Source organism: Providencia sp. R33 (genome assembly GCF_019343475.1).
Lineage (GTDB): Bacteria > Pseudomonadota > Gammaproteobacteria > Enterobacterales > Enterobacteriaceae > Providencia.
Genome location: NZ_CP072453.1, coordinates 329,337 through 343,230 on the forward strand (window position 1 = coordinate 329,337; position 13,894 = coordinate 343,230).

Annotated in this window: 10 protein-coding genes; 6 read left to right on the forward strand and 4 right to left on the reverse strand. The window is 39.9% G+C overall.

The window, feature by feature from the left end; genetic code table 11:
- Window positions 1–15: 15 nt before the first annotated feature.
- A complete protein-coding gene (gene rhaB, locus J6836_RS01570; protein ID WP_219246176.1) occupies window positions 16–1,464 on the reverse strand; it encodes a rhamnulokinase in 1,449 nt (482 codons plus the stop codon).
- Window positions 1,465–1,645: 181 nt separating this feature from the next.
- Between rhaB and J6836_RS01575 the strand changes: the two genes are divergently transcribed.
- Window positions 1,646–1,861, forward strand: coding sequence for a YccJ family protein (locus J6836_RS01575; protein WP_219246177.1), 216 nt, complete (start codon window positions 1,646–1,648; stop codon window positions 1,859–1,861).
- Between the two features lie 82 nt (window positions 1,862–1,943).
- On the opposite strand, the gene J6836_RS01580 is transcribed toward J6836_RS01575, so the two are convergent.
- The gene (locus tag J6836_RS01580) at window positions 1,944–3,284 is read right to left on the reverse strand and encodes a 2-carboxy-D-arabinitol-1-phosphatase (RefSeq protein ID WP_219246178.1); all 1,341 of its coding nucleotides are present in this window, start codon (window positions 3,282–3,284) and stop codon (window positions 1,944–1,946) included.
- A gap of 272 nt (window positions 3,285–3,556) precedes the next feature.
- Window positions 3,557–5,311, reverse strand: coding sequence for a sigma 54-interacting transcriptional regulator (locus J6836_RS01585; RefSeq protein WP_219246179.1), 1,755 nt, complete (start codon window positions 5,309–5,311; stop codon window positions 3,557–3,559).
- Window positions 5,312–5,657: 346 nt separating this feature from the next.
- On the opposite strand from J6836_RS01585, the gene dpaL reads away from it, so the two are divergent.
- The 5 genes from dpaL (at window position 5,658) to J6836_RS01610 (ending at window position 12,579) form a co-directional block, all read left to right on the forward strand.
- The gene (gene dpaL, locus J6836_RS01590; RefSeq protein WP_219246180.1) at window positions 5,658–6,875 is read left to right on the forward strand and encodes a diaminopropionate ammonia-lyase; all 1,218 of its coding nucleotides are present in this window, start codon (window positions 5,658–5,660) and stop codon (window positions 6,873–6,875) included.
- Between the two features lie 14 nt (window positions 6,876–6,889).
- Window positions 6,890–8,080 carry a YgeY family selenium metabolism-linked hydrolase gene (locus J6836_RS01595; protein WP_219246181.1) on the forward strand — a complete coding sequence of 397 codons (1,191 nt, stop codon included), beginning with the start codon at window positions 6,890–6,892 and terminating at the stop codon, window positions 8,078–8,080.
- 52 nt (window positions 8,081–8,132) lie between these two features.
- Window positions 8,133–9,731: an N-acyl-D-amino-acid deacylase family protein gene (locus J6836_RS01600; RefSeq protein WP_219246182.1), complete on the forward strand. Its 1,599-nt coding sequence runs from the start codon at window positions 8,133–8,135 to the stop codon at window positions 9,729–9,731.
- A gap of 67 nt (window positions 9,732–9,798) precedes the next feature.
- Window positions 9,799–11,205 carry a dihydropyrimidinase gene (gene hydA / locus J6836_RS01605; protein ID WP_219246183.1) on the forward strand — a complete coding sequence of 469 codons (1,407 nt, stop codon included), beginning with the start codon at window positions 9,799–9,801 and terminating at the stop codon, window positions 11,203–11,205.
- A 27-nt stretch (window positions 11,206–11,232) separates the two neighbouring features.
- Window positions 11,233–12,579, forward strand: coding sequence for a cytosine permease (locus J6836_RS01610; RefSeq protein WP_219246184.1), 1,347 nt, complete (start codon window positions 11,233–11,235; stop codon window positions 12,577–12,579).
- Between the two features lie 206 nt (window positions 12,580–12,785).
- On the opposite strand, the gene J6836_RS01615 is transcribed toward J6836_RS01610, so the two are convergent.
- Complete coding sequence (locus tag J6836_RS01615; RefSeq protein ID WP_219246185.1) at window positions 12,786–13,835, reverse strand: asparaginase; 1,050 nt, start codon at window positions 13,833–13,835, stop codon at window positions 12,786–12,788.
- Window positions 13,836–13,894: the final 59 nt, after the last annotated feature.

Sequence of the window (13,894 nt, forward strand, 5' to 3'; positions counted from 1 at the left end):
GGTTAATAACCTGAGTTAGCCCGTAATGGTTTTAAATCGTTTCCAAGGGTTATCCAGCGCAATACTTTGTGGTTGAAACCAACAAAGTTCAGTATTTTGCGCAATAATGGTGCGCAGAGTGGGGACATCTGGAATGGTGTTGAGAGTGATTAACTGATACCCAATGTTTCCTAAGGTGGAGGCTTCAATCGGGCCTGTGCTCACAGGGACCCCGCAAGTGTTGGCGCATAGTTGGTTAAGTAGGGCATTTTGGCTGCCACCGCCGACGATATGCAGCTGCTGTAATGGGGAATGATTAATCTGCTGCAATTCAAGAAATACTTGGCGATAAAGCAGCGCTAAACTATCGAAAATACAGCGAGTTAGCTCATTAACAGTATTTGGGACGGGTTGCTGGTGTTCCTGACAAGCCTCTTTAATGGCTTGGCTCATCGACTCCGGATTCAAGAACCGGTTATCGTTCGGGTTGATCAGATACGTGAATGCTGGGATAGCTTCTACTGAGGCAATAAGGCTGCAAATGTCTTGGACATCGTGCTCAAGGCAAATACGTTGGAATAACCATAATCCCATAATATTTTTTAGAACACGGTAGTGGCCATTAACACCTCCTTCGTTGGTAATGTTGGCAGCAAATGCGTTTTCACAAGTACAAGGGGATGTTCGTTCGAGGCCCATTAATGACCACGTTCCTGAACTTAAATAGGCACCATGGCTATCGGTTATCGGAGCTGCAATAACAGCGCTGGCAGTGTCATGGCTTGCCACAGCAATCACGGGGATTTTTTGGCCTTTGGGCGTGTGCCAATAGCCAATGGTATTACCTGGTTGCTTGATTTCACCTAATAAACGACGTGGTAACTGTAAATATTCGACTAATTCATCATCCCAATCGCCCGTTTGCAGATTAATCATTTGGCTGGTGGAGGTATTGGTATATTCATGGTTTATTTCCCCAGTCAAACGGTATGACAAATAATCAGGGATCAACAATAAATGATGTGCTTGTTCCAGCCATTGAGGGTGTGATTGTTGCAAGGCCTTCAATTGATATAGCGTATTGAAAGGAAGGAATTGGATCCCCGTTTTTTGGTAGATATTCTGCACACCGAGATCGGCTTGAACTTGTTCCATGACACCTTTGGTACGGTTATCACGGTAGGAAAAATTACGACCAACGGTATTCCCAACATTGTCAAGGAGGACATAATCAACCCCCCAAGTGTCGATACCAATGCTGTCAATATTGATGCCAGACTGCTCTACACGGTGTAATCCAATCAGTATCTGAGCCTCAAGATCATCCAGATCCCAATAACAGTGTTCACCTTCAGTGATCAAATGGTTTGTAAAACGATGAATTTCATCTAATGATAATTTTTTATTATGCACATCATAGCAAGCCAACATGACTCGACCGCTAGATGCGCCTAAATCAATAGCAACAACATGGCGAATATTCATGACTTTTTTATCTCTATTACTTAACTTATAGTCATATACTAGAGAGAGTGAACAGTGAGCGCGTTTAATGGAGCGCCACTAAAAGTGAAAAATGGCAATATATTTAAAGTCGCAGTGATCTTATTCACAGAGTTGAAATATCTGAGTATTTTTATCCGAATCATTTAATCAGGAGCGAATAATGAAAGATCCTCACCATATAGCTGAGTGGGCTAAAGTTAGAGAAACCTCAATTGAAATTGCTCAAGCTATTTTTGAATTAGCGAACAATGACGAAGTATTAGCCGAACAAATTTGGGAAGAAGGCTCTGATGAAGTTTTGCCTCTGGCCTTTTCGAAGACTACCGCGGATAGGCTATATTGGGGAGAAGAAACTATCGAAAGGAAAAATATATAATTTGTTTTGCATTCTTCTTAATAGAGATAAAAACCTCGCGATGGCGAGGTTTTTATTGGCGATGATAATGTGTTAATTTATCTTATTTACCATTAAAAGACTGAATATTTTTGACACTGAATTTTTCATTTTTATATTGCAGGGTAATTAGTTGTAAGTCTTTTTTAGGGGTGAATTGGTACTCTGGCTGAACTTTATTTAAAAACGCACTGAAAATAATAGGGTGAGTAATCACCATGATTTTTCCAGTATGAAATTCATTTTGGATACCAATATCACTAAGTAAGCTTTCTAATCGGTAGGCTGCAATAGCACCTGTTTCACCATCGACAGGGGAAACAAAACTCAATACATTTTTCCCTGAATGTAATTTGTCAAACTGGCCTTTAGGGTCTTTTTCTAATGTACTGATTTTCTCCGCTTCCCAAAGACCAAGAAAAATTTCATCTAAATTACGGTTAATTTGGATTGGCGTGGTGCTGTTTTCAAATAAGTGGTTTGCTGTATATTTAGCTCTATTCAATGTGCTGCTATAAACTGCAAAATAGTCAGTAGGATTAATGTGTTGTTTCAATTGGTTAACTGCCGCAATACCTGACTTGCTGAGATCGGAGTCTGAGGTACCTTCCATTATATTGGCATCATTTAAAATAGTCATTGGGTTGATAACAATCGAGATTTCAAGAGGTGGAAGTTTCTCTTGTTTTGCATAACCTGATTTTAAATAATCCGTATTATTAAAGTCGATAAGAGTAAATTGCCCATCTTTATATTTTAATACCGAAACGGCAGTATTACTTAACCCTGATAATGGCTTATCTTGACGATATTTTTGTAAGTAAAATGCCATTGATGAGTGGCCAACGGCTAAAATATTACCACTTTCATTTTTATGACGGTTAGCAATATCCAATAATGCAGACTCGAAGCGTTGAGAAAAGTCATACATGTTTTCAGTGTTGACGACAGATTTGAAGTTTTTATCTTTATAGTTACCAAAATAGTATTCAAATTCATTACCAGAATGGCCGTATTGGCTCGTTAAGTCATCAATTCTACCGCCTTCAGCGTTACCCCAAGAAATATCTTTGAGGTTCTCAATCTCAATAACATCCATATTACGGCCAGTTAAAATATTACTGGCAGTTTCATGAGCTCGACCTAATGTACTGCTGTATCCAGCGATAAAATCGACATCTTCTAAACCTAAACCAAGGCTGCGTGCATCATAGCGTCCTTTGGTTGTGAGTTGAGCATTACCGCCTCCACCAATAGTCATTTCTTTAATGTTAGAATAAGTTTGCCCATGTCTAACAAGGTAAAAATAAAGGGCGTCGCTATCTGATATAGCAAAAGCACTGGTGGCGGTTATTGAAATAAGTATATAAAATAACAAAAGAAACTTGGTTTTAATTCTTTTCATGTTTGCACCTATAATTTATTTATAATGCCATTCTTAGTGGCATAATTAACCTGTCTACCAATTGATTAAAAAGAAACTGGCGCCCCCAATCTAAGTAAAATGAATTAGGATTAATTGTATTTTTTAGCCAGATATTTTTGAAAAATGGCGTAAAAACCAAAGTGGGTAAGAGGGATGTCACAAAACGACTATTCATTTTGTGATTATTTTTAGATAAGTGGCAAAGATTGGCTTAAAGGTGAAGAAGACAACATACGTACCCAAAATAAATATCAACTAGCGATATCGTATTTTTTTAATCGGCGATACAGTGTTGCAATACTTAAGCCTAGTATTTGTGCAGCTTCTTTCTTTCCGTTCATGGAGTAACCCGTTTTTTCAAGTACGCGTTGTATAGTTTCTTTTTCATAATGGTGTGCAGGTAGTGCGGCGGTTTTTGTAATGGAATATATCGATTCTGCTAATGAATTTGTTTTTGTAATATATTCAGGTAAATGGCTATGGTTCATTTCAGGTAGATCACCTTGCATGACATAAATATATTCAATGACATTACGCAATTCACGTATGTTACCTGGCCAATGATAGCCATATAAATAATTCATCACTGTATCAGGGATCTTTTGCTTTTCTCTATCATATTGCATTGCAAATTGGTCAGAAAAGTATTTCGCTAAATCAGTAATATCCTCACGATGCTCTCGTAATGCGGGGACTGGGATCGGTACAACATTTAATCGGTAATATAGGTCTTCTCGAAACGTTTTTTGTCCGACCATCTCTAATAAATTTTTGTTTGTGGCTGCAATAATGCGGACATCGGTAGGTATTTGGTTATTTGATCCAACTCGAGTGATAGTTTTATCTTGTAAAACACGCAGTAGCTTAGCCTGTAATAACAAAGGCATATCACCAATTTCATCGAGGAATAGGCTTCCTCCATGGGCTAATTCAAATTTACCTATACGGCCTTTGGGATCCGCGCCAGTAAATGCGCCTCTGATATAGCCAAATAGCTCACTTTCAAGGAGTTGCTCTGGTATTGCTGCACAGTTTATGGTGACAAAGGGCTGATTATGTCGAGTACTTTGTGCATGTAGAGCATAAGCGACAACCTCTTTTCCTGAGCCGCTTTCCCCCGTGATCAGTACATTGGCATGACTGACAGCGATCTTCTTGATGGTTTGTTTTAGGTTCATCATGGTCGATGAATTACCGATTAGCTGCGAAGGGGCTTCGCTGATTTCAACGGATGATTGATTGACATGAGTAATATAATCACGGGCATCCTGAAAAATGATCATGGTTAACGTATCATTTTCCAGTGAAGTAAAAGTGACATTACGGCAGAGTACATGATAGCGCTGGCCTTCTAATTCTAACCATGCTTCTTCATCGCCATATAAAATATCCCCTGTTAGTTCAAAGGATAGTGATAGGCCTATAATATCTTTATTAAAAAAGCGGAATGCCGAACGGTTGGTATGCCAAATTTTTTGTTGGCTATCAATGGCTATCACGCCTCTATCCATGGCATCAATCAATCTCCGAAATGCATGTAAAGATTCTTGTGCTCTCAAGCGTTCAAGACACTCAAATACTTTACTCGATATCATTTCGGCTATTTGCTCGATGAATGTGATGAATTTATTGAGTTGCTGAAGTAATACGGCTCGCTGTTGTTTAGTCGAGCAAATAATGCCAATGACACCAATGACTTTGCCATTTAAAAAAATGGGTGCGTTAAGGTCTAATTCTTCCGTACAGGTTTCTCTATTTTCACAGAGGTGACAGAGGTTATTTTCCCCAGGATCTTTAATTAATACGGTTTCTTGCACTCGTAAAACATGACGATAAATATAGCCGTTACGTGAAACATTTTGATTGAGCATGTGTTTGTAATAACCCGTTCCTGCTATACGTATCAGATATTCATCAATAATTTCGACATCGGTTCCGGTCATGCCAGAAATGGCTTCTGCGTAATGGCAAATTTCATTTTGGATAGTACTCAGAATGGATGTCATTTTTCCCCCTATTATCATGATTGATAAATAATAATAAATTTAATTGAAACGATAATTATCATTTTATTTATAAATCAATGTATTAAATTATTTATATATCGCCATCACACTATTTATCATATTTGATAATTTATCAATGAGGTAAATCAATATATCGAATTTATTAAAAATAATTCTACATGCTTTATTTTAAATTTTGTTTTTTATCAATTGGCTACATTATTTTTTCATTATAATTATACGTAAATGCCGATCTTGGCATGTGTATTGCTACCTAAGCTGTAAACCTATTTTTTATTAAGACTTAATTGTCTTGTTTATTAATAATAAGTTCATGAGGTTTTCCATGCAGGAGCAATTAAAGTACTACATTAATCACAGCCGTTTTAAGCAAAAGCCTACGGCGAACCTTGACTCTTTTTCGGAAGTTGAATTACATAAAGCGTGGCAATTTCACCGCTCAATTCCTGAATATGCACCAACACCGCTCTATCATTTACCTGTGCTCGCTAGGTCATTAAATGTCGGGCAGATTTACTTAAAAGATGAGTCACAACGCTTTGGCTTAAAAGCATTTAAGGCATTAGGTGGCGCCTATGCAATGGCCTGTCATATTGCCGAAGAGCTGGGGAGAGATATCTCTGAGCTTCCTTATAACGTAATGGTCAGCGATGAGGTTAGAGAACAATTAAATGGCATTACTTTCGCCACTACGACGGATGGCAACCATGGGCGAGGTGTGGCGTGGATGGCACGTCAACTTAAACAAAAATCAGTCGTTTATATGCCTAAAGGTTCTTCCCAGGAACGCTTAGATGCCATTTTGAATGAAGGTGCGAGCGCAGAAATTGTAGATATGAACTATGACGATGCGGTACGTATGACGGCCGAAATGGCAGAAAAATATGGCTGGGTGGTGGTGCAGGATACCGCTTGGGCGGGTTATGAAAAGATCCCGCAGTGGATTATGCAAGGTTACAGCACGTTAATGTTTGAAGCTTTGTCTCAGTTGCATGAAGTGAAACCGACCCACGTTTTTGTCCAAGCTGGTGTTGGCTCATTTGCAGGTATGGTGCAAGGCATGCTAACGGCGTTTTATGGTGAAGATAGACCAAAAGTGATTATTGCTGAAGCGCAAATTGCGGATTGCCTTTACCGCTCAGCGGTTGCTGAAAATGAAGAGGCTATTCCAGTTGGTGGTGATTTACAAACGGTGATGGCAGGGTTGGCATGTGGTGAAGCCAATATTACCGGTTGGCAATTATTACGAGACTACGCAGATGCCTTCTTCTCTTGTCCTGATTTCGTCGCAACACGAGGCATGCGGATATTAGGTAACCCTTTACCGAATGATCCAGCGATTATTTCTGGTGAATCAGGCGCCGTTACGACGGGGTTACTTTCTATTCTAATGCAATCTCCAGATTATGAAGATGTTCGTAATGAGCTGGAGCTGAATGAGAAATCACGCATTTTAGTGATCAGTACAGAGGGCGATACGGATATTCAACGTTATCGGGATATTGTTTGGGACGGTGAGTTTCCAAGTTTTGGCCAATTTTAATTGGGGTGAAAAATATGTTTTCAGAAAATCGTTTTAACGAAGTCATCATAAATTGCCAAGCTTTAGTTCGTGAAAAAAGTTACTCCGGTGAAGAGGGCAATGTCGTCAACGTGATTAAATCCATGATGGAAGATTTTGAATTTGATGACATTCATATTGATAGATACGGCAATATTATTGGTGGGATTGTCGGGAAATACCCTGGAAAAACGCTGGTTTTTGATGGACATATTGATACGGTTCCAGTCGATGAAAGCCAATGGACGCAAAATCCATTTGGTGGAGAAATTAAAGACGGAAAAATTTATGGCCGTGGTACGACCGATATGAAGGGTGCGGTTGCTGCCATGATTTCCGCCGTAGGTTTTTTTGGTCAAGACCATTTACGTGAATTTGCAGGGAAAATTTACGTTTCTTGTATCGTACATGAGGAGTGCTTCGAAGGTGTTGCTGCACGGTTAGTTACTGAAAAGTACCACCCTGATTATGTGGTTATCGGTGAAGCTTCTGAGCTTAATTTAAAAATAGGCCAACGTGGGCGAGCGGAAGTCGTGGTAGAAACATTTGGGAAACCTGCTCATTCTGCAAACCCGCAAGCGGGTATTAATGCGGTCTATAAAATGGCTACATTGATTGAAAAAATTAGAGTGCTTCCCCCGACAGTTCACCCAGTTCTTGGGTTAGGAATACTTGAATTAACAGATATTAAATCGTCTCCATATCCTGGAGCATCAGTTGTTCCTGAATATTGCCGTGCAACATATGACCGCAGGTTATTAGTCGGTGAGAGCAAAGAGAGTGTGCTACAACCTATCCAAAAAGCGTTAGATGAAATAGCACAGTCTGATCCTGAGTTTAAGGCGCGAGTATCTTATGCCTATGGAACAGAATCTTGTTATACCGGCAGCACGATTGAAGGAGAGCGTTTCTTCCCAGGCTGGGTTTTAGACGAGTCGGATAGTTTTGTTCAACATGCATTATCCGGCCTCAAAAAAGTCGGCCTCGACCCAACAATTACTCAATATTCATTTTGCACTAATGGTAGCCATTATGCGGGGGAAGCGAATATTCCAACGATTGGTTTTGGGCCTTCGAGAGAGAACTTGGCGCATACCATTGATGAATATATCGAGATAGATCAATTAACAGGCTCAGCCAAAGGCTACTACAGCATAATTTCTAGTATTTACAATAATAACAATTAGTTATCTTTTTGTGCCTCAGTGATAACTGGGGCATTAATAAAGGAAGCGAATAATGAAAACACTATTTAAAAATGCCACCATCATTGACGGTACAGGGGAATGTCAGTATCAAGCAGACTTGCTTGTCAATGAAGGTAAAATTATTCAAATCGGCGATATTAGCGCCAACACTCAGGACCAACTTATTGATGCTACTGGGAAAATTATTTGCCCCGGTTTTATTGATACTCACACGCACTCAGACCTATCTGTATTACTTAACCCAGCGGTTTCAGCAAAAATTCGTCAAGGGATCACGACTGAGCTATTGGGACAAGACGGCGTCGCATTGGCACCTTTGCCTGAACAGTATATTTCAGCATGGCGTAAAAATATTGCCGGTCTTGACGGTGACTCTGATGAGATAGACTGGCACTTCAAGAATACCGCGGGGTATCTCAACATGTTAGAGACGCGAGGAAGTGCTACGAACCTCGCTTATCTTGTTCCCCACGGTAATATTCGTATGGAAGCCATGGGATTAGATGGTAAGGCATCGACGCAGGAAGATATCGTCAAAATGTGCCAGATTCTTGAGCGGGAGTTACAAGTGGGGGCTTATGGACTATCAACAGGCCTTATCTATATGCCTTGTGCTTTTGGTGATACCGCTGAAATCACTGAACTTTGCAAAGTGGCAGCCAAATATAATGGCATTTTTGTTGTTCATCAGCGCAGTGAAGCGGATGACATCATTCAGTCTACTCAAGAACTTATTGATATAGCCCATGCATCTGGAGTTTGGCTACATATTTCCCATATGAAGGTCTGTGGTAAGAAAAACTGGCCGCTGATCGATGAAATGCTATCGATGCTCGAAAAAGCTCAGCAAGAGGGGATTCGTATTTCTTTCGACCAATACCCTTATGTTGCTGGTAGCACCATGCTAGGGGTGATATTACCTCCATGGGTACATGCAGGTGGAACCGAAAAATTACTCGAACGTTTGCAATCCCCTGAATTACGCCAACGCATGATTGACGATATTGAAACAGGAATTCCTGGGTGGGATAACTTCATTGATTTTGCAGGGTTAGATCAAATATTCATCACCAGTGTTAAGCAACAGAAAAACCAAGATGCAGTGGGTTTAAATTTAGTTCAACTTGGAGAATTACGTGGTAAGGACCCTTATAACGCCACTTTCGACCTGTTATATGAGGAAGATAACGCAGTTGGAATGGTGGATTTTTATGGAACTGAAGAGCACGTGATTAAATTCCTGTGTCGGCCAGAGCAAAATGTTTGTACGGACGGATTAATGGGGGCAGGTAAGCCCCATCCACGTGTTTTTGGGGCATTTCCTCGAGTACTCGGGAAGTATGTACGCGAAGAATCTTGTTTAACTTGGGAAGCTGCGATTCGCAAAATGACGGGCAAACCCGCAGAGGTTTTAGGGCTTACGAATAGAGGGTTACTTAAAGAGGGTTATCAAGCTGACATTGTGATGTTAGACCCACTGACAGTGACAGATAAAGGAACGTTTGTTGAACCAAATCAATACCCTATTGGTATTGAACTGGTGATGGTAAATGGGCGAATTGCACTTCTTAACAATATTGAAAGTTATGCCTGTAGTGGACACGTTTTACGTAAAGGAATGCTGGGTTGATTAATCAATAATAACAACACAGCCTACTTTCCGCTGTGTTGTGACATAAAAATCGTTGGAGATAGTTATGTTTGACACAATTATTAGAAATGGGTATTTGGTCCTTGAAGAGGGCACCGTTCGTGCCGATCTGGCAATTAAAAATGGCAAAATTGCGGCTTTACTTGACCCTGATGAACCTGTTGAATGCCAAAAAGAAATTGATGCGCAAGGTCGATTGGTTTTACCAGGTTTAATTGATGCTCACATGCATACACAGGCCCCATTCCAAGGTATTTCCCCTCAACTTACCTTTTACCAACAAAGCATTTGTGCGGCGTTTGGTGGGGTCACCACTTATATGGATTTTACCAATACTTGGAAAGGTTCCAGCGTTCTCCAAGCATTAGAAGATCGTATCGAAGAAATGGCTGAGTCTGCTATTGATTTTAGTGTTCATGGCAAGTTTGTTGAGGCCAATGAGCAGTTACTAGATGAAATTCCGCTTCTTGCAGAAAAAGGATGCCCAACATTTAAATTGTTTATGACTTACCGCAAGGAAGGGGTGATGGCAGATGATATGACGCTGATGCAAGTTTTTAAACGGGCTAAAGAAAATAATTGTATGCCGTTGATCCATGCGGAAAGCAATGCGATAGCAGAAACGGCGGTGGATGAGTGCATCAAAAATAACACACTGACTTGGCGTGATTTTGCCAAGAGTAAACCCGTTATTTGTGAAACAGAAGCTTTTGGCCGAGTGACTAAACTCGCTGAATCAGTTGGTGTTCCTCTCCTTATTGTTCATACCACGAATGGTCCTTGTCTAGATATTGCACAGCAAGCGCAAGAGCGGGGTCAAAGACTGTATATCGAAACCGGTCCTCATTATCTGACGCTTTTTGATGAACTCTATGATGACATTGAAAATGGGCATCTAGCGATTTGTTCGCCTCCACTGCGCACTCGTAAAGAACGAGATGAACTTTGGGATGGTATTAAGAACGGTACAATCACCTTGATTGGTTCTGATGATTGCACTTTCACTCGTGAGGAGAAAGAAAAGGCTTTACAGCGTGATGCCTGTGGCAAAATTATTCCCGATTTTACTAAGGTGGTGAATGGATTATCGGGTTTAGAGATTCGTTTTAATTTGATGGTAACCGAAGGTGTGGAAAGCGGAAAAATCACCATGAACCAAGTGGTTGCGCTATGTAGCACTAACATCGCGAAAACCATGGGATGTTATCCACAAAAAGGGACGCTATTACCTGGAGCGGATGCTGACATTGTCATTTTCGATCCGAATGAGGAATGGGTTATTTCAGCTAATAACTTACACAGTGGTGCTGGTTATAGCCTACATGAAGGATATAAAACGAAAGGAAAGGTAAAAACAACCTTTTTACGTGGCGAAATTATCATGGATAACAACACCTTTATGGGAAGTAAAGGGCAAGGAAAATTTATTAAACGTACTTTGAAATTAAACTAAAACGACAATAAAGATGAGGCTAGACTCATGAATAATGGACAAAATATTTCACAGGAATTGCTTGCTAAAGCCAATCAGGAATTGCTACCTACACAGGAAAAAGACAGAACGTTAAAGACGCGCGACTTGCTGGTGCTTTGTTCATCGATGGTGATCAACGTTGTGGGGTTGGTGATACCCGCTCAAGTGCTTTTAAGAGGTGGATATTCACCGATTGAAGTGTTAGCTGCTTGTTTTTTCGGTTTCTTATTAGTCACCGTGTTAATTACTTTAACTGGCGATATTGGTACACGTTACGGTGTTCCTTTCACCATTTTTATTCGCGATTGCTTAGGAAAACAAGGGGCGAAAATTGGGGCGATATGTCGAGCTATCGTCTGCTTAACATGGTGTGGTGTGATTTTATTTTTAGGGACACAGGCGATTAATGCGATTATCGAAATAGTCACAGGGGTTTCCATGTTCTGGGTGATATTCATCACTTATGCATCTTTACAGTTATTCAATGCAAGCCGTAACGTAGATAGTATGAGTAAGTTTGGCACATTGGCAGTCCCTATTTTGGCATGCGGATTGGTGTCATTAGTTGCTTGGTTATTACAAGAACACCAAATTTCTTTACCTGATATTGTGACAGCTTCTCCACTAGAAGGAACTGGATTCAGCTTTATTACTGTTATCGCTATATTTAGTGGGGGGTGGTTATCTGAAGCACTAAATGGCAGTGACTTAACCAGAAAGCTAAAATTACCTGAAAACAGTGCATCAAGTAGCTTCTTTGCTCGTAATAAACGCACTATCTTTTGTTTTGGGCTTGGGTTTGTTGGTACTGGCTTATTGCTCACTCTTGCAGGATTGATTAGTGCTTACCTGACGAAAAGCGATAACCCTATTGGAATGCTACAAATTGCTTTTGCTGATAACGCAACCATATTAATTATTAGCTGTATCATCATTGTATTTGCACAATGGACAGTCAATACTTGTGCAAATATTTTCCCCGCAACATTAATTATGCTTAATTTCTTCCCTAAATTAACTTTTGCAAAAGCGACATGGCTAGTTGGGTTGATTAGTATTTTAATGATGCCATGGTTATTATTAAGCTACCTTGATTATGTACAAATGATTTTCTCTGCAATACTCGCACCCATATTGGCGATTATGTTAGTACATTATTATCTTATCCGTAAATGTCATCTTAATTTAGAAAATCTGTACAGTGATGATATTCCAAACTGGCGAAAACCAGGGATTACTGCGCTAGTGATTGGATTGATCTCGGGTATGATAGGCTATAATTTTGCATTCTTTATTGCATTTCCGATTACAGCTATTATTTATTATCTACTAGCAAAGAAATCCAATATTTAAGAATAGCAATAAAAGAAATCTAGGTTTTAATAATTTAAATATTAACCATTTAACTAAATGGGGTACTAACGTTATCTGAATTTCGAGTATCTATATAATAAATATTAAACTGATTTTTATAATTTATTTATTATACTAAAAATAAGCATGATTAATATTAAAAAGGCGTCTATATTCTAGACGCCTTTAATAATGAAAGTATTTAATTAACGTTGGCTATCAAAGTAATTCGATATTTGCTTGAGGTCAGCATCAGTTGCAAGGGCGAGTTGTAAGAGAATGCGAGATTTTTGTGGGTTTAAAAAGCCAGATCCTATCGCAAATGACTTACTACTCACATAGCCAGAGCCTGTTCGAGTTGCCATCACAACAGGAATACCTTTGTCACTGAGCTGCTTAATTGCCTCCTCCATGTTACTCGAGACATTTCCATTACCACTTCCCGCGACAATAATTCCTTTGGCACCGTTGTTGATAGCGGCATGAAGCATCGCTGGGGTCTGGTCTTGGTAAGCATAAATAATTTCGACACTAGGGAGTTTATCTATCTTACTAACATCGAAAAAAGTACGGTCAACAGGTTGTGCAGGGGTATAGTAGAATTTGGGTTTTCCACTGACAAAGACGCCAAGATAGCCTGGTTCATAGGATTTAAATGCATCAGGAGTGGTTGAGTTTGATTTGGTGGTATAAAATGCAGAACCAATGCGGTCGTTTAATACCACCATGACCCCGCGATTTTCAGCTTTCTTATCCGCAGCAAGTACGACGCCTTCGAGCAGATTCATTGGGCCATCTGCACTGATAGCGGTTGCTGGTCTCATGGCTCCGACAATAACGACAGGCTGTTCATTTTGGGTGGTTAGCTCTAAGAAGAAGGCTGTTTCTTCAATTGTATCAGTCCCATGGGTGATAACGATACCTTGTTGTTTTCCTTCATTCAGTAAATGATTAACACGTTTACTGAGGTTTAAGAGGATCTCGCTGCTAATATTGCCGCTAATGGTGTTAGAAACTTGTTCGCCTTTGACGATAGCAACATCGTTGATTTCTGGCACGGCATTGATTAATACATCAATACCCAGTGAGCCCGCTTTATAATCGGTGGTATCAAGGTTGGACTTGGAGCTTCCTGCGATGGTGCCCCCAGTGGCTAAAATGGTTACGTTGGGTTTAATGGCGTCGGCTGCGAGTGAAACAGAGGTATATAAGATTATGCTAGAAAGTAGCGTATTTAATAATGTCTTTTTCATCATATTTCCTTAAAAAACCTTATAACATTATCCGTTATAAGGTTTCATAATTGGCTTATATT